The 20,472-nt window shown below is 51.5% G+C and carries 21 protein-coding genes; 4 read left to right on the forward strand and 17 right to left on the reverse strand.

What is annotated here, in order from left to right; translation table 11 throughout:
- Nucleotides 1-86 precede the first annotated feature (86 nt).
- Nucleotides 87-1,379 (forward strand): dicarboxylate/amino acid:cation symporter, encoded by a 1,293-nt coding sequence (locus HP570_RS09605; protein ID WP_173625575.1) that lies wholly within the window; start codon nucleotides 87-89, stop codon nucleotides 1,377-1,379.
- A 48-nt stretch (nucleotides 1,380-1,427) separates the two neighbouring features.
- Here the strand turns inward: HP570_RS09605 and HP570_RS09610 are convergent, their stop codons facing one another.
- Nucleotides 1,428-1,682 carry a hypothetical protein gene (locus tag HP570_RS09610; protein ID WP_012684992.1) on the reverse strand — a complete coding sequence of 85 codons (255 nt, stop codon included), beginning with the start codon at nucleotides 1,680-1,682 and terminating at the stop codon, nucleotides 1,428-1,430.
- A gap of 326 nt (nucleotides 1,683-2,008) precedes the next feature.
- Between HP570_RS09610 and HP570_RS09615 the strand changes: the two genes are divergently transcribed.
- Both HP570_RS09615 and HP570_RS09620 read left to right on the forward strand, forming a co-directional pair.
- Complete coding sequence (locus HP570_RS09615; protein WP_012684991.1) at nucleotides 2,009-2,506, forward strand: cation:proton antiporter regulatory subunit; 498 nt, start codon at nucleotides 2,009-2,011, stop codon at nucleotides 2,504-2,506.
- 2 nt (nucleotides 2,507-2,508) lie between these two features.
- Nucleotides 2,509-3,741: a cation:proton antiporter gene (locus tag HP570_RS09620; protein ID WP_012684990.1), complete on the forward strand. Its 1,233-nt coding sequence runs from the start codon at nucleotides 2,509-2,511 to the stop codon at nucleotides 3,739-3,741.
- A gap of 49 nt (nucleotides 3,742-3,790) precedes the next feature.
- Here the strand turns inward: HP570_RS09620 and HP570_RS09625 are convergent, their stop codons facing one another.
- Both HP570_RS09625 and HP570_RS09630 read right to left on the reverse strand, forming a co-directional pair.
- Complete coding sequence (locus HP570_RS09625) at nucleotides 3,791-4,351, reverse strand: peroxiredoxin family protein (RefSeq protein ID WP_173625576.1); 561 nt, start codon at nucleotides 4,349-4,351, stop codon at nucleotides 3,791-3,793.
- The gene (locus HP570_RS09630; RefSeq protein WP_173625577.1) at nucleotides 4,335-5,030 is read right to left on the reverse strand and encodes a hypothetical protein; all 696 of its coding nucleotides are present in this window, start codon (nucleotides 5,028-5,030) and stop codon (nucleotides 4,335-4,337) included. The genes HP570_RS09625 and HP570_RS09630 overlap by 17 nt, the downstream gene beginning before the upstream one ends.
- 90 nt (nucleotides 5,031-5,120) lie before the next feature.
- On the opposite strand from HP570_RS09630, the gene HP570_RS09635 reads away from it, so the two are divergent.
- On the forward strand, nucleotides 5,121-5,900 hold the full coding sequence (locus tag HP570_RS09635) for a GNAT family N-acetyltransferase (RefSeq protein WP_173625578.1): 780 nt from the start codon (nucleotides 5,121-5,123) through the stop codon (nucleotides 5,898-5,900).
- A 58-nt stretch (nucleotides 5,901-5,958) separates the two neighbouring features.
- Here the strand turns inward: HP570_RS09635 and HP570_RS09640 are convergent, their stop codons facing one another.
- The 14 genes from HP570_RS09640 to cobJ are packed head-to-tail and all read right to left on the reverse strand — an operon-like array spanning nucleotide 5,959 to nucleotide 20,456.
- Nucleotides 5,959-6,594, reverse strand: coding sequence for a precorrin-2 dehydrogenase/sirohydrochlorin ferrochelatase family protein (locus HP570_RS09640; protein ID WP_173625579.1), 636 nt, complete (start codon nucleotides 6,592-6,594; stop codon nucleotides 5,959-5,961).
- A 23-nt stretch (nucleotides 6,595-6,617) separates the two neighbouring features.
- Nucleotides 6,618-7,403 (reverse strand): uroporphyrinogen-III C-methyltransferase, encoded by a 786-nt coding sequence (gene cobA / locus HP570_RS09645; RefSeq protein ID WP_016741777.1) that lies wholly within the window; start codon nucleotides 7,401-7,403, stop codon nucleotides 6,618-6,620.
- Nucleotides 7,400-8,440, reverse strand: coding sequence for a nicotinate-nucleotide--dimethylbenzimidazole phosphoribosyltransferase (cobT, locus tag HP570_RS09650; RefSeq protein WP_173625580.1), 1,041 nt, complete (start codon nucleotides 8,438-8,440; stop codon nucleotides 7,400-7,402). Before cobT ends, cobA begins: the two co-directional genes overlap by 4 nt.
- Complete coding sequence (locus HP570_RS09655; RefSeq protein ID WP_173625581.1) at nucleotides 8,415-9,956, reverse strand: cobyric acid synthase; 1,542 nt, start codon at nucleotides 9,954-9,956, stop codon at nucleotides 8,415-8,417. Before HP570_RS09655 ends, cobT begins: the two co-directional genes overlap by 26 nt.
- The gene (locus HP570_RS09660; RefSeq protein ID WP_173625582.1) at nucleotides 9,949-11,325 is read right to left on the reverse strand and encodes a cobyrinic acid a,c-diamide synthase CobB; all 1,377 of its coding nucleotides are present in this window, start codon (nucleotides 11,323-11,325) and stop codon (nucleotides 9,949-9,951) included. The genes HP570_RS09655 and HP570_RS09660 overlap by 8 nt, the downstream gene beginning before the upstream one ends.
- Nucleotides 11,322-12,467, reverse strand: a complete 1,146-nt coding sequence (locus tag HP570_RS09665; protein ID WP_173625583.1) for a cobalt-precorrin 5A hydrolase — start codon at nucleotides 12,465-12,467, stop codon at nucleotides 11,322-11,324. The genes HP570_RS09660 and HP570_RS09665 overlap by 4 nt, the downstream gene beginning before the upstream one ends.
- Nucleotides 12,467-13,246, reverse strand: a complete 780-nt coding sequence (gene cobM, locus HP570_RS09670; RefSeq protein WP_087344448.1) for a precorrin-4 C(11)-methyltransferase — start codon at nucleotides 13,244-13,246, stop codon at nucleotides 12,467-12,469. The genes HP570_RS09665 and cobM overlap by 1 nt, the downstream gene beginning before the upstream one ends.
- The gene (gene cobI, locus HP570_RS09675; protein ID WP_016741771.1) at nucleotides 13,246-13,956 is read right to left on the reverse strand and encodes a precorrin-2 C(20)-methyltransferase; all 711 of its coding nucleotides are present in this window, start codon (nucleotides 13,954-13,956) and stop codon (nucleotides 13,246-13,248) included. The genes cobM and cobI overlap by 1 nt, the downstream gene beginning before the upstream one ends.
- Nucleotides 13,953-15,182, reverse strand: a complete 1,230-nt coding sequence (gene cbiE / locus HP570_RS09680) for a precorrin-6y C5,15-methyltransferase (decarboxylating) subunit CbiE (RefSeq protein WP_173625584.1) — start codon at nucleotides 15,180-15,182, stop codon at nucleotides 13,953-13,955. Before cbiE ends, cobI begins: the two co-directional genes overlap by 4 nt.
- Nucleotides 15,145-16,281: a cobalt-precorrin-5B (C(1))-methyltransferase gene (locus HP570_RS09685; RefSeq protein ID WP_173625717.1), complete on the reverse strand. Its 1,137-nt coding sequence runs from the start codon at nucleotides 16,279-16,281 to the stop codon at nucleotides 15,145-15,147. Before HP570_RS09685 ends, cbiE begins: the two co-directional genes overlap by 38 nt.
- Nucleotides 16,282-16,285: 4 nt before the next feature.
- Complete coding sequence (locus HP570_RS09690) at nucleotides 16,286-16,936, reverse strand: precorrin-8X methylmutase (RefSeq protein ID WP_173625585.1); 651 nt, start codon at nucleotides 16,934-16,936, stop codon at nucleotides 16,286-16,288.
- Between the two features lie 2 nt (nucleotides 16,937-16,938).
- Nucleotides 16,939-17,712, reverse strand: a complete 774-nt coding sequence (gene cobK, locus HP570_RS09695; protein ID WP_012684975.1) for a precorrin-6A reductase — start codon at nucleotides 17,710-17,712, stop codon at nucleotides 16,939-16,941.
- 12 nt (nucleotides 17,713-17,724) lie between these two features.
- Nucleotides 17,725-18,663, reverse strand: a complete 939-nt coding sequence (locus tag HP570_RS09700) for a sirohydrochlorin chelatase (protein ID WP_173625586.1) — start codon at nucleotides 18,661-18,663, stop codon at nucleotides 17,725-17,727.
- A gap of 35 nt (nucleotides 18,664-18,698) precedes the next feature.
- Entirely contained in the window at nucleotides 18,699-20,456 is a 1,758-nt protein-coding gene (gene cobJ / locus HP570_RS09705) for a precorrin-3B C(17)-methyltransferase (RefSeq protein ID WP_173625587.1), read from the reverse strand.
- Nucleotides 20,457-20,472: the final 16 nt, after the last annotated feature.

The following is a 20,472-nucleotide window of genomic DNA, read 5'->3' on the forward strand; positions in this document are numbered from 1 at the left end:
CATCATTTTCAATTTTCCACACCATCTATACAATGCAAAAGAGAGGGAATAAAGCGCTTTCAATTCTTGGAGGAGGAATGGATTCGATGCGGATCAACTTTAAAAATCTGACCGTACAGGTCGTTATTGCCATCATTCTCGGTATCGTAGTTGGTCATTTTGCACCCAAATTCGGCGCAGAGCTGAAAGTGTTGGCCGATATTTTTGTCAAACTGATCAAAATGGTCATTCCACCGATTGTCTTCTTCACCGTAGTGAATGGAATCGCCAGTATGGGAGACATGAAAAAGGTCGGAAAGATCGGCGGCAAGGCGCTACTCTATTTTGAAATCGTTACCACAATCGCATTGGCGATCGGACTGTTGGTTGTCAACTTGATCAAGCCTGGAGCAGGCTTTGACAAAACAGGACTGACTAGTGGGGACGTCTCCAAGTATACGGAGGCTGCTGCTCAGAGTAACAACGGTTTTATTGATTTTATTACGGGGATTATCCCGGAAAACGTCGTCGGGGCTATGGCAAAAGGCGAGCTGTTACCCATTCTGTTCTTCGCTGTCCTGTTTGGTCTCTCACTCGCTGCCATGGGGCAAGCGTCCCAGCCTGTCATCAAGCTGTTTGACAAGCTGACACACGGATTTTTTGGTGTCGTTAACATGATCATGAAGGTTTCTCCAATCGCTGCATTTGGGGCGATGGCGTACACGATTGGCAAATTCGGCATCGGGTCGCTGACCAGACTGGGCCTTTTGATGACGGCAGTCTATATCACGATGTTTTTGTTCATTATTCTCGTATTGGGCGGGATCGCGCGCTACTACAAATTCAGCATCTTCTCGTTTATCAAATACATTCGGGAGGAAATCCTGCTCGTGCTCGGGACATCCTCCTCAGAATCCGCTCTTCCAAGAATGATGGACCGGCTGGAGAAGTACGGCTGCTCCAAATCCGTTGTCGGTCTGGTCGTACCGACAGGCTACTCGTTTAATCTGGATGGCACCTCCATCTATTTATCTATGGCTGCCATTTTTATCGCCCAGGCATATGGCATCGAGCTCAGCTTTTGGGAACAGATCACTCTTTTAGGAATCCTGATGATTACGTCAAAAGGGGCTGCCGGTGTCACTGGTTCTGGTTTCATTACACTCGCCGCTACCTTGGCAGCCTTCCCTGTCATTCCGGTCGAAGGCATTGCCCTCCTGCTCGGCGTTGATCGATTCATGTCAGAAGCTCGTGCCATCACGAATCTGATCGGGAATGGCGTAGCTGCCGTGGTTATAGCCAAGCATGAAAATGAGTTCCATCCGGGACGTGTCCAGCAAACAGATGAAACAACCATCGAGTCGGACAAGGAGTCAGAAGCAAAACCGATCATGGCCTAGTCCCTATAAAAAAGAGGTTCTCCGATTGAGAGAGAACCTCTTTTTGCTTTAGTCATTCGGCCATGTTTTGCGAAGCTCAACCTCAAATTGGCGCAGGTGATTAATTCGCTTCTGAGCTGCCTGATACTCCTCCTGCCAGCCGTCTTTCTCGCGCTCTCTGATCAGCTCCGCCTTTTTCTCCAGCTCCCTTACCTCATTGCGCAATGCGATCACGATGTCCAATAGCTCATCCATCTCCATGGATCGCATGTCTTGAATAAAGACCCATTCCGCTTCTGTTAATCGATACTGTTTGTTCGCCATGTTTTATCATCCTTAAAATAACCTCTATCGAAGTCCACTCATAGAGGAGCGACTGCGTTTTAGAGGATAGTTAATATTCGTGCTCATTTATAAGTGTGTCATTTTTAAATAAAAATGTTTCATTTTAAAGAAAAACGATGTCATTTCGTGTATAATAGTTGTTGTAGGTATGAATGTCGACAATAATCCGCACAACAGGGGGGATTATTACTAAAATATCATCGGGATGGATATAATTCCAAATAATTATTGACGACTTGTTGCTCACTGGGAAAAAGAGCAGCTATCTATGCCAATACAGTGTTTTGCGTGAAGGAGGATCATACATGTTCTCTATTAGAGAATCCGATTTGCCAGGAATCGGCAGGAAGTACCAGGTCGAGACCAGAAGTGGCGACAAGCTGGTTATCGTCATTCACGATGACGGCCGTCGGGAAATGTATCACTTTGACCGTGATGATATAGACGAAACGCTCTCCATGGTTACCCTTGACGATGATGAGGCGAGACAAATTGCTGCCATCGTAGGCGGCTTGACGTACAAACCATCTGCACTGGAAACAGTCGAGGTTGCGTTAGACAAACTCATGATCGAATGGTACAAGATTGAATCGAACGCTCCTGCCATTGGCAAGACGATTGGGGAACTCAACATTCGTCAAGAAACAGGCGCTACGATCATCGCCGTTATCGAAAAAGACCATAATCAAACGATTAATCCCGGCCCCGAGTATGTCCTTTGTACAGGATCTACTTTGGTCGTTGCAGGTGAACGGAAGCAGGTGAAGGCTCTCAAGACTATTCTCAGCAACGGAGGTGAGTGATATTGGAGCACATCGTTTTTGAAGTCGGTCTTGCCCTCGCACTCATAGCAATCGCGGGGTTCCTCTCCATGAAGTTAAAATTCTCCATCGTACCCTTCTACATTCTCGTCGGGATGATCGTGGGTCCACACGCTCCCGACATCGGTTTGTTTGATCTCCGCTTTATTTCAAGCGCCCCGCTCATCGAATTTATGGGCAGACTCGGCGTACTCTTCCTGTTGTTTTACCTCGGACTTGAATTTTCAGTAGGCCGCCTGATCAAGGCTGGTCGATCTATTGCCGTTGGCGGTACCATTTACATTGTCATCAACTTTACCCTCGGCCTCTTGTTTGGTTGGGCCGCTGGATTTCCACTTAAAGAAGTTTTGATTATCGCAGGTATTACCACTATTTCCTCCAGTGCCATTGTGGCAAAAGTACTGGTGGATCTCAAACGTACAGCAAATCGCGAAACAGAGATGATCTTGGGGATCATCATGTTCGAAGACATATTCTTGGCCGTCTATATCTCAATCGTGTCCGGCTTGGTGTTAAGCGGTGCAACTTCTCTTGCTGGCGTACTCTCATCCGCATTGATTGCACTCGGTTACATGCTCCTCCTCATTATCGTAGGCCGCAAGCTCGTTCCTTTCCTGAATCGGGCACTGAACATCAAATCAAACGAAGTGTTTATGATTACAGTGTTTGCCGCTTTGTTTCTGATTGCGGGTTTTTCCGAAACGATCCATGTTGCCGAAGCCATCGGAGCATTACTCGTGGGTCTCGTCTTGGCAGAAACACAACACATGAAGCGCATCGAGCACCTCATCCTGCCGTTTCGTGACTTCTTCGGGGCCATGTTCTTCTTCAGCTTCGGTTTGACAATTGATCCATTGTCATTAGGTGGAGCCGTATGGTTGTCCATTGGTGCAGTTGCCCTTACCCTTTTCGGTAACGTTGTCGCCGGACTTTTGGCTGGGCGAAGTGCCGGGTTGCCTCCGAAGGCTTCTACGAATATTGGACTGACCATCGTATCTCGCGGTGAGTTCTCCATCATCATGGCTAATCTCGGAAAAGCGGGCGCACTCATGGAAATTTTGCAACCATTTGCGGCTCTTTACGTTTTGATACTCGCCATTTTAGGTCCTTTGCTGACCAAGGAATCCAAGCATATTTACAAGCTGCTCAATGCTGTGTTTCGTCTGGATCGAAAGACACCCGTCAAAGAACCAGCAAACAAAGCAGACGCTGGATAATCAGAGAGACATGACTACCGACAGCAAAAATGCCTGCTGTCGGTTTTTTCTATTGGATCACAGACAGCATGTTCTCCATGATTTCTTCACTCATCGGGCCGATGTATTTATTCTGGACCACGCCGTTCGAATCAATGATGTAGCTGGTCGGAATCGAAATGGCTTTGGACACATTCGCTACTTTTTTATCGGGATCGAGCAAGATCGGGAAGCTGATGCCGTACAATTTCACGAAATCCGCCACTACTTCCGGGCTCGTCTCCGTATCGGTCAGATTGACCCCGAGAATCACTACACCTTTTTCCTTGTTCTCCTCGTAGTAACGCTGCATGTCCGGCATTTCTGCGCGGCAAGGAGGACACCACGTCGCCCACAGATTGAGAATGACTTTTTTCCCACGAAAATCGGACAGCTTGACCGTACCGCCACCTATTTGCTGCAATTCAAAATCCGGAGCGATATTTCCTTTTTCCATTCCAATCTGCCCGTTGCCTTGCTCGCCAGATGAAGCGCTGGGCTCCTGCTTGTTCAAGATTTCCGTATCGAAAATGCCCCATCCCAAAAGCCCCAAGAGTACGACAATCGCCCAAACATTATGATGCTTCTTCATCGGTCGCTCCCCCTATCGGCTTCACTCGTCTGGACAAAAAGAGCAGCAAGAGAGCGAATGCATAGTACATGAGCTGAGCGCTGGAAAGTCCTGCAAACACAGCTTCTCGATTCGGAACAAAAAAGTGCACATAGACTTGGCTAATGGCAAACCACATTACGGGTGCAAGCCAAGCCGCCAGATGAATGAGTCCTTCCTTTGCCCGATGCAGCCACCAAAGAAAGCAGGCGCATATGGCGAACTGCTGTACGTGATACCACATGCTGCTCTGTTCGAAGACGACCGTGAGCAGCTGGTAAACGCCCGTTGCAGCAAGAAAACCTGTCGCCATTGCCAAGGCGACCAAATGAACAGGAATCGCTTTTTTTCGTACTGTTTTGGTGAGGAAGACGACAACTACCACGACAGCCAACATGGTTCCGTTTTCTCCCCCAGAAAAATAAAGAATGGATGAGGGGTTCTCCAGCGCTTTGGAAAAATCAAACAGGATGTAGCTGAATTTCCAAATGAGAAATGCCAGCACCAGTGTATGACTCAACAGCTCAATCACCGCTGACTTCCATTCCCTACTATGTGTAAGCTGAGCGGATATAGCCACAAAGCCGAGCGAAAGCGAAACAACGACCGCCAGCATGCTCATTTTCAACAAAAAGGGGCCTATTTGAAAAGCATCCGACATTTTCGTTTCCTCCTTTAGGAAAATGGCTTACTCTAGGGAAGACAAGTATTCAAACAACTATCACCATATCAGGAAATGGGGAATAAAGGAATGCTCACGAATATTTTTACTTTGCAGGAGCGCTATGCCCTTGCTTATTCTACGCGAACCGAGCATCCACAAGTGCGCGTATACCGGGATGAATCGGTCCCGGACATGTATAGCCATAATTATACAGAAGTCATGTCGGTGCCCACGCAGGACTGGCTACAAGCTTACATCGAGCAAGAGCTTCAGCGTGCCAAAGAGCAGCAGCTCGGCCACTTGAAGCTGGAATTGCACCCGTCGCTACCTTTTTCAGAAGAGTTCGTGTCTTTTGCGAACCAGCTTGGGTTTGAAGTGAATACGATGCTGTACATGCTCGCTCCGCTGGAGGTTGCCGATAAACTGGCGCCGAATCCACAATGCTCCGTTTTACGAGGAGATTCAACTGACGTCATGGAAGCAGGCATACGCTGCCTTACTGCTTATGATTCGGTTATGATCAATCCTGATTTTGCTGTCCGTAAAGCGAACCGGAAAAGAGCGGTCTATGAAACCGGTGAGATCATCCCGTATGTGTGCTTTGTCGATCAGGAGCCCGTCGGCGCATGTGAATGGCATCTTTACAAGGAGCTCGTTCGCATGGAGGAATTTTTTATACTGGATGCCTGGCAGCGCAGGGGACTCGGTACGGAAATCATTCGGGTCATGATGCAGGACGCCAAAAAGCTCGGCGCTACCCATATGTACTTGACCACCTATGCAGATGATACGCCACAGGAAATGTACAGAAAGCTCGGCTTTCAAGAGGTCGGGAGGCATTTGGAAATGATGTGGCGAAAAAACTAGAAAAAAGCTCCCACCAAGTCGCTTACTTAGTGGGAGCTATCCAATTTTTGGCGTTAATCTACTCTTTTGTCATGGTAAGCAGCGCTTCTGCCTCCCGATCTCTTCGGTCGGTTTCGCCATTTTTGGTCCATTGTAAAAAGCGGTCGTCCAAAAGCTCTGCCAAGATTGCTCGTTTGTCCGCTTCGCTCACAGACAGCGAGAGTATTTGTCTTCTCATGCTGCCGAGAAAAAGCGTGTAGTCCTCGTATTCCGGTCCCACCCACTCTTCAAGCTGGCGGCGCATTTTCTTTGCCAGTCCCGGGTTATTTCCACCTGTAGAGATCGCAATCTGCAAGTCTCCACGTGCAACGACAGATGGAACGGTAAAGGAACAGAGGTCTGGGCGATCAACGATATTGATCCACTGATGCGGACGATACGCTTCGTATACCGCCAGATTGACCGCGGGATCACTCGTCGCTGCGAGGATGAGCACTGCCTCTTCGACGTCCTGTGGGGTAAAGGGGCGCAGTGCTACCGTCAGCTTTTTGGCGTGTGCCCATTCAAGAATAGTTGCCGTACAGGAGGGACTCACAACGGTGACATCCGCACCAGCAGCAAGCAGACTGCCGATTTTCCGCTCGGCTACCTGCCCGCCACCGACCACCAAGCAACGCTTGTTTTGTAGATTGACCATCATGGCATAGTGCGTCACCAGCGTTCCCTCCCCTCGGTTTCCTATTGTTGCACGTGCTCGATTCCAAGCGTAGCTTCAAACCAGTTGATTTTCTCACGCATCTTCACGACTTCACCGACCAGAATGATAGCTGGATTCGTGATGTGACTGTTTTGGGCCAAACGTTCCTCAATATCAGCCAAGGTACCCGTTACTACTGCTTGCTGCGGGAGTGTTCCCCACGAGATGACGGCTACTGGCGTATGTGGATCGCGTCCGTGCTTGATTAATTGGGTGCGGATCAACGGCAGGTTGGCGACTCCCATGTAAAAAGCAACCGTGTCGATGCCATTCGCGAGAGCACTCCATTTTTCTACTGCCAGCTCCGGTTTGTCTTCACGCAAATGTCCCGTCACGACAGCAAATGACGAGCCGTGATCGCGGTGTGTCACCGGAATACCTGCATACGCCGAGGCTGCAATTCCAGCCGTTACTCCCGGGACGATTTCAAAGGCAATTCCTCGCTCAGCCAAAAGCTGCGCTTCTTCTCCGGCACGACCAAACACACAAGGATCGCCGCCTTTTAGCCGTACAACGACTTTTCCTTCCAGCGCTTTTTCCGCTAACAGCTCGTTAATCGATTCTTGTCTCATCGTATGATGATCCGGCAGCTTGCCGCAGTAGATGCGTTCTGCCGTCTGTGGCGCGTACTCCAGCAAAGCTGGATTTGCCAGACGATCATACACAACCACCTCTGCCTTTTGCAGGCATTCCATTCCTTTTACGGTAATTAGCTTTGGATCGCCAGGGCCAGCTCCTACGAGATAGACTTTCCCCGCGCCGCTCATCGGTCACTTACTCCTGCTGATGCAAATGTCGCCATCTCACGAACCATCCGTGTCGCTGCTTCCACGATTGGAAACGCCAATGTTGCTCCGCTTCCTTCGCCCAGTCGCAATTTCAGGCTGAGTAGTGGCTCCTTGCCTAATTCTTGCAGGACAAAATCATGCCCTGGCTCCTCAGAACGGTGACCCGCGATCAAGTAATCTGCAACGAGTGGCTCCAATCGAACAGCAAGCAAAGCCGCTACCGTAGCGATAAAGCCGTCCAGCAGCACAGGGACACGGCGAGAGGCTGCTCCCATGATCGCTCCTGCCATTGCTCCGATTTCCAGTCCGCCGACTTTTGCCAAAACGTCCAACGGATTGGTTGCATCCGGGCGATGCAAGGCAAGTGCTTCGCGAACAACTGTCTTTTTACGCTGCCAGCCTGCGTCATCCAGCCCTGTTCCACGTCCGACGATTTGCTCAGGATCAGCTCCGGTTAAGGCTGACAGGATCGCACTGCTGGCTGTCGTGTTGCCAATGCCCACTTCACCGACAATCAGGACTTTGGCACCTTCCCCGATCATCGCTTCTGCCATCTCGAGGCCAACTGCAATGGAGCGCTGCGCTTCGTCTGCCGTCATCGCAGCTTCTTTCAGCATATTGCCCGAGCCTGCTCTGATTTTCTTATGATAAACACCTGGTGCTTCGATCTCGACCGCTACACCGACATCTACGATTTTTTGAATGGCTCCGATTTGTCTGGCGAAGACGTTGACTCCAGCTCCACCCTGAACCATATTCAGCACCATTTGCGCTGTCACTTCCTGCGGATAGGCAGAGACACCTTCCCGTGCCACACCGTGATCGGCCGCAAAAACAAGCACGCCCGGAGGTGTTACAACAGGCATTGTCTCACCTGTCATCCCAGCCAGTTCAATAGCCAATTGCTCCAGGCGACCAAGGCTGCCAAGCGGTTTGGTCAACTGATCCACATGCTGTCTCGTTTGCTCACTTGCTTCCTGATTTCGTGGCTCAATCGCCGGATAAATGACTGACATTATACTGCACCTCTTTTTCTTGAAAAACCTTCATGTACTCTTCGATCGTATCCAACTTCACATGGCGACGTACAGTATCCGCCAACAGATCGTACCCCTGCTCTCGTAGAGCGACAAAAGAGGGGCGATCCGTAATGGGTGAGAGTCCTTTTTGCTCACGGATGGCATTCAGCAACAGTGTGCGGAAGTGGTCATTGTGGAACAGGCCATGGAAATACGTGCCGATCAACTGCCGCTCCTCCTGACAATAGCCCTCCGTACGCCCCTCCATCTGGATAAAAGGAAAATCGTTGCCCGAATAAGTCGATTGCCCCATGTGAATTTCGTAGCCTTCCACCGTCAGCTTTTCCTTCGCAAATACTGCTTCTCCACGTGACAAAACAGTCGTTTTCTTCTGCTCCATCGTCGTAATCATCGGGATAAGACCCAGCCCATCAAGCTGCTGCAATGGAGACTCGACCCCAGTAGGATCATGAATGGCTTCTCCCAGCATTTGATAACCGCCGCACAAACCGACGATATACGTCTTCCCTTTATGATGAAGGTCTTTGACTGCCGCGGCAAGACCTGTCTCTCGTAAGAATTGCAAATCCTCGAGTGTATTCTTGCTGCCCGGCAAGACAATCAGGTCAGGTTCACCCAGCTCTTCCAAACGTGTCACAAAGCGCATCCGGCAATCCGGCTCTACAAAAAACGGGTCCACGTCGGTAAAGTTGGAAATTCGCGGATAGCGCAAAACCGCAATGTCAATCTCCCGCGGTGTCTCACGCTGCCCTTGATAACGGTGCAAAATCAACGAGTCCTCCGCATCGATCCACAAGTCTGGAATAAATGGCACGACACCAAGGACAGGCTTGCCCGTATATTCTTCGAACCAGTCGAGTCCCGGCTGCAAAAGTGTCAAATCACCGCGAAAACGATTGATGATGACGCCGATCACGCGATCCCGATCTTCGGGCTCGAGCAGTTGAAGGGTACCGACCAAGCTGGCAAACACTCCCCCTCGCTCGATATCTGCCACCAAAATGACGGGCGCATTCGTTAGACGAGCGACTCGCATATTGACGAGCTCACGGTCATTCAGATTAACCTCTGCCGGACTGCCAGCCCCTTCAATGACGATCCGCTCATAGGAGCTGGCGAGTCGTTGATACGCTTCCTCAATGATCCGCAAGCCCTTGTCATAAAACTCCGTCCGATAGGCAAAAGCCTTCATGTTGCCGTATGGCTCGCCGTTAACGACAATTTGCGATTCGGAATCTCGTGTCGGCTTGATCAAAATGGGGTTCATGTCAGTCGTCGCCAGAATTCCTGCCGCCTCTGCCTGAACGCCCTGTGCCCGCCCGATTTCTTTTCCATCCAGCGTCACGTAGGAATTCAGGGCCATATTTTGCGATTTGAACGGAGCTGTCTTGTAGCCATCTTGAGCAAAAATCCGGCAAAGCGCTGTTGCAATCGCACTTTTTCCTGCATCCGAGCTGGTACCTTGCACCATCAACGGGAGGGTTTTAGGCACGCTCGGCCACCTCCGCGCAACGGCTCAGCCAACGTTCGACCAGTTCAGGATTGGAGCCGAAATGCAAGTGAGTATAGCCTGCGACCAGATTTTCTTGGACATAGCCCTCCGGTTTCGTACCGCGGAGCCCTTTTGTCTCATATGCTGCTGGCAGCTCTTGATCCGAAGCATACGTAGAGTAATGGAATTCATGCCCTTTTGCCTGTTCCTCGGTGCCGAGCAAGAAATTGCCTTCCTTGCCACGCACTTCCCGATAGCCAAGCGCTGCGAGCTTTTTCTGCATGGTCACCTTGCCTGGGATGAGCCCCACCATTGGATAGCTGTCGCCATCAGTTGTGACGATCGCCTCTGTCAAAAACATGTAGCCGCCGCACTCAGCCAAGGTAGGCAAGCCTTTTGTAATCGCAGATCGGATCGATTGTTTCACCGCTTCATTTTGCGATAGCTCTGCTGCAAACTCCTCCGGGAAGCCTCCCCCGATGTACAAGCCATCTGCGTCCTCAGGCACTCCCTCACCGGCCAGTGGGGAAAAGAACGCGAGCTTCGCGCCATATGCTTCGAGTAGCTCCAAATTTTCCGGATAGTAAAAATGAAAAGCAGGGTCCTTCGCTACAGCAATGGTGACAGTAGCAGATGCTTTTCGCGGAGCAAACAGGGTAGGTTTTGCTTGCAGCGGCTCTGCCTTTGCCAGTTCCCAGATTTGCTCCAAATCGACTGTCTCTGCGATCAAGTCAGCCAGCTTTTCAAACAGCGGTGTCAACTCTCCACGCTCGACAGATGGCACCAACCCGAGATGACGTTCCGGTATTTCCAGCTCATTCTCCCGTTTTAGATAGCCTACGACCGGAATCCCGCATTCCTGCTCGATCGCTGCCTTCACGATTTTGTGATGCCCTTCACTCCCGACCTTGTTCGCGATGACACCGACGATTCTCGCCTGTGGATTGAGCAGTTGAAAGCCTTTGACAATCGCAGCTGCACTGCGCGCCATGCTCTGACAATTGACCACCAACAGAACCGGAGAGCCAGTCAGGATGCTGATTTCTGCCGTGCTGCCTTTATCGCTGGTCGCTTCCTTGCCATCGTACATGCCCATGACACCCTCGATAATCGAGATGTCAGCACCCTCGCTGCCGCGGACAAAAATCTCCTTCACGATCTCGTGCTCCAGCATGAAGCTGTCCAGATTGCGCGAGGCTCTGCCGGTCACAGCCGTATGATACGTAGGATCGATGTAATCAGGTCCGCACTTGAAGCCCTGTACGGTATGCCCTTTTCTTTTCAGAGCAGCCATCAGTCCGATGGTAACGGTTGTCTTACCCGCTCCGCTGCCCGTTCCTGCAATCACAATACGGCGGCTGTCCGTCATGCACGCTCCTCCTCATGATAGGGCATCAATCCGACCGAAATGGTGGTGTTGCCCGACTTCTTCTTGGTCAAAACGAGTTCGCCCGCGCCAGCGTACAGCTTCGCGGCAGGCTCGCTCACTCCGTACGCTCCCGTGAACTTGAAGACGGTATCAGACGGATCGCTGATTTCGACCTTGTTTAATTCTTCCGGCGAATACCAGGCGAACGGCCAGCCGTATTTTTCGCAAACGGCGATGAGACCCGCTTCATCCTTTTTCAGCTCGATGGTCGCCAGTGCTTTTACACTTTTGATCGAAAATTGCAGTTCATCCAGCGTTTCCTTGATAACAGCCTCGATCTCTTCTGCGGAGGTTCCCCGGTTGCAGCCCATCCCGAGCACGATTACCTTCGGACGATAAAGGACACCGTTGTCCAAGATCGATTGTTCCTCCGGTGTGAGCAGGCGATGAGAAACGACGAGAGCAGCTTGCGGCTGATCGGCTTGTGCCTCAGCGATTGTCGCGTATTCTTTGATAGATGGTGGCATCGGTGTGTCATGCATCCACCAGTCGCGTTCACCGGATTCATTGATGACAGCTACGCGCTCCTCGTTTACGACAGAAGCACTGACAGGGGTCAGCTTTTCAGCGGAATCCCACTCCCAGCCAAAACGTCTACCGAATAGATCGACGGGAATCGTCTTTTGTACGTCTGATGCTGTGGTGATAATCGGACGAGCACCCATGACTGCCGCTACCTCGCGAGCCAGCTCATTGGCACCGCCCAAATGGCCAGACAGCACACTGATGACATTCTCCCCACGGTCATCGACGACGACGACACCCGGGTCTTTCTTTTTGTCTTCGAGCAAAGGTGCGATCATCCGAATAACCGCACCCAGTGAAATAATGATGATTAAGCCTTTATAAGCAGGCCAGAGAGCGGGAAACAGCATCCGGACACTGTTGGAAAACAGCTGGATGCCGCGCGCTTCCTCATCTCCGCGCTCGAACTTGCTCATGTAGTACAGGTCTGTCCCAGGGAATTTCTGTGCCAGATCGCGCGCCATCTCTACTCCGTGCTTCGTGATCGCGACGATCGCATAGTCTCCGCGCTGCTCGATAACAGGGATTTCTCCCTCGATCAGTTCGATGATCTTCATTATTCCTTCACACCTTTTCTGAACCCGTGTGTAAAGGTTTTATCGTACAGCTTGGAACGGTATTGCTCGCTCTTGTCGTGGATGTTCGGGTCCAATGCCCAGCCAGCCAAAATCATCGCGTGCTTGCGAATACCGTTTTTGCCCATGTCTTCGTCCAAATTTTTCAGCGTAGTGCGAACGATCAATTGATCCGGCCAGCTTGCACGTTGTACGACTGCTACTGGTGTATCCTCGCTCCAGCCTGCATCGACCAGCTCACGGACTACTTTTTTCGTCAAAGTCGCGCTAAGGTACAGAGCCAACGTACAATGATGCTCAGCAAGCGCACGCAGCTTTTCTCTTTCAGGCACTGGTGTGCGACCTTCCGCGCGGGTGAGGATGATCGTCTGTGTCAGATCAGGAATCGTCAGCTCGGCTCCTACTGCTGCCGCTGCCGCAAATACTGAGCTCACACCTGGAACGATTTCTACCTCGATGCCTTTTTCTTTTAATAGGGCAATCTGTTCCATGATCGCGCCATAAATGGACGGATCACCTGTATGCAGACGTACGACTGTTTTTCCGCTATGAATACGGTCTACCAACAGCTCTACCATTTCTTCCAATGCCATACCCGAGCTTTGCAGTACCTCTGCATCGGGATTGCTCATTGCTACCAAGTCCTCGTTCACGAGGGAGTCGGTATACATAATAACGTCTGCCTTTTGCAGCAGCTTCAAGCCTTTTACCGTAATCAAATCAGGGTCGCCGGGACCCGCTCCCACTATGTACAGTTTCATTATTTTTTCACCACCATCAGTGTAAGATAGCTAAGCTCTGCCCGCTCCAGTTCACGCATATCGGTCCAAACCATTTCCTCGGAGGAAGTGACCTTGGTCGCTACCGCTGCCTTTTCAGCCAGCCCCATTTCTTTCAGCAAGCCAATGATCATTGGCAGTACCTTTGCTACCTTCAGGAACACGACGGTATCATGGTTCTCAAGCGCTTTGCGCATGGCTTCCTTGTCTTCTGTTGCCGGGATGATGCCGATCTGCTCGTCCCCGTCCGCCAGCGGCAGATTGAAGCGGGAAGCTGCTCCCAGAAACGAAGAGACGCCTGGTACGGTCACGATTGGTACTTCCGGGTGCTCCTCATGCATGACGCGCATCATGTGAATGAACGTACTGTAAAACATCGGATCGCCTTCCGTTACAAAAGCAACGTCCTTGCCTTCAGACAAACGCTCCCAAACGATCTCCACTGTGTTGTTCCACTCGCGCTCCAAAATTTCTTTGTCCCGCGTCATCGGGAATACGAGTCCAAGCATTTCCTTGTCTGGGGTCTGCACATACAGCTCTGCGATTTGATGCGCGTAGCTTTTGCTGCCCATCCGTTTTTTCGGATACGCAACCACTGGTGATTGCTGTAATAGACGAAATGCCTTAACGGTAATCAATTCAGGGTCGCCGGGACCTACTCCTAGTCCGTACAATGTTCCGATCTTAGTCACTTGCTGTCTCCTCCTTGTTCTTCTGCCTGCTTGGCCCAGGCCGTAATGATGTAGATCGGATTCAATGCTTCAAAGCGCGTCAGGGACAAAATCGGCTTGCTGCGCGATAGCTGCGCCAGTGTCACCGATGTCTCGAATCCTTCTTGCGCGAATGCTTGTGTCGCTTCGTACAATGTCTCAATGGTCGCTGCATTCACCACGATCCGGCCATTCGGGCGCAGTCGTGTGCAGCAGATGTTCAACAGCTCGCGCAATTCTCCACCACTGCCGCCAATAAATACGGCATCCGGGTCCGGGAACTCATCCAAGCCATGTGGGGCGCGTGCGTTAATCACTGTCAAATCCGTGCGAAACTTCGCCATGTTCTGGCGGCAGTTTTCCAGATCGTCCACGTTCTTCTCTACGCCGTACACTTCACCCTCACGCGCAATTCGTGCCGCTTCAATGGCGACAGAGCCAGTGCAGGTGCCGATGTCCCAGACGATGCTTTTCGCATGCAATTGCAGCTGCGCAATGCTTAAAATGCGGACTTCCTTTTTCGTAATAAGTCCCTTGTCCGGCTTGCGCTGGGAAAACTCCTCGTCTGCGATTCCAAACGGCCACACCGGGCTTGGACGACGTTTTTTCAAAACCACGACATTCAGATCAGAGAAGCTACCATCAGCCATTTCCTCAAGGGAATACCAGCCTGTCCGCTCTTCGGCACTGCCGAGGTTCTCCGCTACGAACGCATCATACTCAGTCATCTGAAACGAAAGAAGGTACTTGGCAATCGCTGATGGCGAGTTTTCCCGATCCGTCAAAAGAGCGACCTTATCCTTCCCGTCGATCCGTTGCGCCAGACCCTTGATACTGCGCCCGTGCACACTTGCCAATGTTGCATCCTGCCATGACTCGCCCATTTTGGCAAAAGCAAGCTGAATGGAGCTGAGGTGCGGGTAAATCTCCACGTTCAGCTTTTTGGAAAGTAAGCCGCCAATCCCGTAAAAGAGCGGATCGCCTGACGCCAGAATGACCGTCTTGCGTGTCTCTGTGCGTAGCTCTTCTACCATCGCGGTCAGCCCGCCCTTTAGTACACGCTTTTCCCCTGTATACTCCGGGAAAAAGCTGAGGTGCCGCTCTCCTCCAACTAACAGTTCACTTTCCTCTATCCAAGTCCGGTACAACGGCAGCAGGCTCTGCTGTCCATCATCCCCGATTCCAATTACTTTCATCGCCTGTGTCATTGATCATCACCCTTCCCAACAGGGACCCTTTCATTGTGATGATGATGGTTTCGACCTCGATGCCGCCGCCCACTTCCTTTAGTGCAGCGCGACAGCAGTTTTCGCACATGATCTCGAAAAAGGCTGGCGTGTCCACCATCATATCGCCTACCTGCGAAGCGGTGTTGGCTCCCAAAATTTCGTCAATACGCTCCTGTGAAGCTCCTGCATCTGCTGCCATTTGAGCGAGGAAGCCGAAATCGACGGGTGCGCTTTTGGAATGAACCATCATGACGCCCTGCGCTACCTTGGAAAACTTGCCCATCATCCCGACCAAGGTCACTTTGCGCATCTTTTTGTTCTTACACTGCTTGAGGGAAAAGCCGACGAAATCGCCCATCTCCACGAATGCTTCTTCCGACAGCTCTGGATAAGTAGCGACCCCGTAGGATTCACTCTTTCCGCCCGTCGACAACACAATATGATCGCAGCCGGCTTCCTTGGCGACATTGACCGCTTGTGCCACGCTTGCCTTGTAGGCAGAAGTGGAAAACGGCACCACGATTCCACGCGTCCCCAAAATGGAGATGCCGCCGAGTATGCCAAGTCGTCCATTCAAGGTTTTTTTGGCGATTTCCTCACCCGTAGGCACGGAGATGACGATTTTGACCCCGCGCTGTGTCCCGTACTCATCCAGAACAGCCTGCGCAGTTTCCCTGATCATTTTGCGCGGGACGGGATTGATCGCTGCCTCGCCAATCGGAACAGGCAACCCTGGCTTGGTCACCCGTCCCACACCGAGTCCGCCATCCAAAATAATGCCGGGCTCATTCGACCATTCCACCGTAGAAAGAATTAGGGCACCGTGTGTCGCGTCTGGGTCGTCTCCCCCATCCTTGATCGTGCCTGCTGTCGCCCTCTCCAATGAAAAATCACAGCTCTCCATCTGAAAGGTGACATCCTCGCCGATTGGCAGGCGAATCGTCGCTTGGCTTTGCTCTTCCTGAGTAATCAGCGCGATCAAAGCAGCCTTGGTTGTCGCCGTTGCACATGATCCAGTCGTATATCCGTGGCGGAGGGGTTTTGCCTCTTTCTCGTCCGTTGCTGCTTTGGCTGCCATCTGCTTAGCCCAACCGTTCCGCCATAATCGAAATGGCATTCAAAGCGGCTACCGTTACTGGGCTTCCGCCTTTACGTCCCATGTTTGTGATGAATGGGATATCGAGCTTCGCCAGCTCTTCCTTGGATTCTGCCGCGGATACGAAGCCAACTGGCATCCCGATCACCAGACCAGGCTTTGCTTCGCCTTCCTTCACCATACGGATCAGCTCCAGGAGTGCCGTAGGTGCGTTTCCGATGCAAAAGATCCCGCCATCCGCTTCCTTGATTGCTTTGCGCATGGAAATGATCGCACGTGTCGTATTCAGACGCTTCGCCTCTTCCATTACATCGCGATCAGAGATGTACACCTTTACTTCTCCGCCGAATTTTTCAATACGGTTTTTGCTGATGCCGACTTGCACCATCTGTACATCTGCTACGACGATTTTGCCGCTGCGGATCGCTTCGATTCCCGATTTTACTGCGTCCGGGTGGAAAACAAGGCTGCGTCCAAGATCGAAGTCTGCGGATGCGTGGATGACGCGTTGTACTACTGGATATTGTTCTTCTGTAAAGGGATGCTCGCCCAGCTCATCTGTAATGATTTGAAAGCTCAAGTCCTCAATCTCTTGCGGTTGTACGGTCATCGGTTTAAATTCCGTTTTGAAATCCATGGTTAGTTTCCTCCAGTCACTTGTTTGAGTTGAGTCAATACGCTTTCGAAATCCGAAAACTTCGTTCCATAATCGATCTTTGGACGACCGATGACGATTGTTTCAATGCCCATTTCCAGTGCCGCTTCCACCTTTTCATCAAAAGCGCCTACTTTGCCGCTCTCCTTGGTGATCATCAGCGTGACACCATAATGCTCGTAGAGCGCTTTATTCAGCTCCTTGGAAAAAGGGCCTTGCATCGCGACGATGTTTTTTTGCTCAACACCGAGCTCTTCGCACTTCTGCATATTGTCTAGACGTGGCAGCATGCGGGCTACCAGCGTCGTGTCCGGCAAGCCCAACAGCCGATCCGTGAACGTTTTCAGCGTCTTGCTGCCCGTCGTCAGCATGATGACGCCGCGCTTTTCAGCCGCCAGTTCAGCCGCTTGGACGTAGTCTTCTACTACAATCAGCTTTTCACTGCCCGGTGAGGAGAGGCTTTCCCGCTCGTAACGAATGTATGGGACTCCCGCGCCTTGCGCACCTGCCATGGCGTTCTTGGAGGCTTCCTCTGCGAAGGGGTGACTCGCGTCGACTACGCATTGGACGGCTCTGTCTTGGATCAGCTGCTGAATATCGTCAGCAGTCAGGCGTCCGACCTGAACAGGCACACCCGCTTCCTCCATACTTTTCGCAGCATTGTCGGTGACAACTGTCGTTAACAGATCGTAGCCCTTGTCCTTGATTTGCAAAGCCAACTCGCGCGCGTCGCTCGTTCCAGCCAGTACCAGAATCATGCTGTCTTCCTCCTACTTGGTAACGTGGTCGTGCTTGTGATCATGCTTGTGGTCGTGGTCATGATCGTGGTCATGGTCGTGATGATGATGGTGACCATGGTGGTGGTGATGTCCATGCTCGTCATCGTGGTGGTGATGGTGATGGTCGATGTGCTCCATCGCCGCCAGCCTGTACTGACAGGTATCACAGTTCAGCTTCACTTCACCGTGCAACGCTTCCACCACACGATCCTTGAGCACTTCTTTCAACAACGGATGGAAGCCAAAATACTCGGCCATTTCGAACTGGGCTTCTGGATATTGCTCACGGAACTTCTCCAGCTGGTCGCTCATCCGTTTGATCAACACACCCGTGAACAAGAAATACGGCAAGAGTACGATGCGCTTCGCACCCAGCTTCAAGCAACGCTCAACGCCCTCGTCGTACAAGGGATATGTCACGCCCATGAAGGCGGTCTCTACCCACTTGGCTTTGTAGCGCTCCCAGAACAGTCGGGACATTTTGTAAATATCGCTATTGGCATCTGCATCGCTGCTGCCGCGTCCGATTACAAGTACAGCCAGGTCATCGTTGTCTTCCCCGGAGGCAAAGCCTGCCTCTTCCATGCGAGCAGTCAAAATATTGATGACTTCGTCGTGAATACCGATCGGGCGTCCGTAGATGAACTGAACGTGTGGGTGCAGCTCCTTTGCCTCGTCGATGGCAGCCGGAATATGAATTTTCGCATGTCCGGCAGAGAACAGGATGATTGGAATCACCGCCACGCGGGTTGCCCCCCGAGCCACGCAGGTATTCAAGCCTTGCAGCATGTCAGGACGGGCAAACTCCAGAAAGCACGTCTCGATAATCGGTACATCCAAGTCCGGTGTTAGCGTCGCCACAAACTGGCGAATCTCTTCATTGCCTTCCGGGTCCTTGCTTCCATGACCTACAAATAATACTGCGTCCATTTTATGTCCCCCTCGTTTTTAGTGGTGTTCTTGCATTAATCTCCGCATGCAGCATTCTCGATTTCAGCTTTGGCTGGCTCGTACCATGCAAAGCCCTCCAGCTCACCTACACGTTGGAAAAACTTGTGGAACCTCTCGTTCGGAAATGCGTCTTTTTTGAATCGGTTCACGATTCGCTCCACGAGTGGAACAATCTCTTCTTTTTCGATGCCTTCTGCTACCGGAATACCGGAGTGTGCATTGCGTCCAACCGTTTTTGCTCCCAGGAATAAATCGAACTTTCCTTTGCGGAATACGATCCCAATATCCTCTTGAACCGCGCCATAGCACGCCATCCCGCAGCCGTTGAAGCCGATCTTCAGTTCTTTCGGCATTTCTTTTCCACCCAGCTTTTGGTGCAGCTCCTCGGCATAAGGGATGCTGTCTTTTTTCTCTCCGTCGCAGAAATCACACGCTTTTACCTGCAAAACGTCTCCGATCGGGCTGAGAATCAATCCAAGCTCTCGCAAGCGGCTAGTGATGCTTTCTGGGTTGGCAGTCGGCACGCGCAAAATCATTTGGTGGTGTGGGGTGTATTCGATCTCGCCTTTTTCTCCTGCCACCTCGGCAATCGCCATCATTTGCAGCGGCGTGATTTTTTTATTGGCAACACCCGGACTTACCGCGCATTCGAAAATCATCTCTGGCGTAAAGGTAGACACCGGACGATTGACTTGACCTACAGCTGGCTTGGTTTCAATGCCTTTCGCCGTATTGATAGCCGTCAATGCCTCCATGGCCCATGCGAAAGGAGCTTTCGGTGCGGCTTCTTCTGTTACAGACGGTGCTTCCAGTACTGCCGTGCTTGCTGCTACACGATTTGCTGGTTCTGTAGCAGGTACTCTGTCCTCGGTAACGGCTACTGGTCTTTCTGTGTTCGGTGTTGCTGGTATTGCCGGAGCTGACGCGAGGCTCTCCTCGGAGGCCTCGAGCGACCAAGGCTCATTTTCTACACGCAAACGCTGATGCGGCTTCAGTGGCTGCTCATCGGCAGACAGCGTGTATTTGCGCTGATAACCGCGCGGCGTAATCATTTTGCCGTCGTATACAAACGTCGATGTATTTCCAATAATCACAGTGGTCAACATGCCGATATCATGCTCCAGCATTTGGGCCAGGGTCGTCACGACAACCGTTTCGCGTTCGCGATAAGCACTTTTCACGATACCGACCGGCGTATCTGGTGAGCGGTACTGCAAAAGAATGCGTTGTGCTTCGACAATCTGGCGTGTGCGTCGTCCGCTGCGCGGGTTGTACAACGCGATCACAAAGTCAGCCATCCCTGCTGCGTCAATCCGTTTGGCAATGAGTTCCCACGGCGTCAAGTGATCGCTCAAACTGATTGTGCATGCGTCGTGCATGATAGGTGCACCGAGGATCGCCCCACAGGAATTGATCGCCGAAATGCCCGGTACGATTTCGATGGGTACGCCTGTTGCTTCTGTCCAGCCTTTTTCCACCAACACCTCGTATACGAGACCTGCCATCCCGTAAACCCCTGAGTCTCCACTGGAAATGACCGCTACCTTTTTGCCTTCCTCTTCCGCCTGACGTACAGCTTCCCGTGCACGCGCCACTTCTTCCGTCATCCCTGTGCTGACGATTTGCTGATTCGTCAAAAGTCCACGGATTAAATCTACGTAGGTGGAATAGCCGATAATGACATCGGACTCTTGCAGGGCTTCCCGCGCCCGCTTGGTGATATGCTCAAAACTCCCTGGACCAAACCCGATCACAAACAACTTGCCGCTCATAAGGCCCCTCCCCTTT

This window comes from Brevibacillus sp. RS1.1 (genome assembly GCF_013284365.1).
Classification (GTDB): domain Bacteria; phylum Bacillota; class Bacilli; order Brevibacillales; family Brevibacillaceae; genus Brevibacillus; species Brevibacillus brevis_D.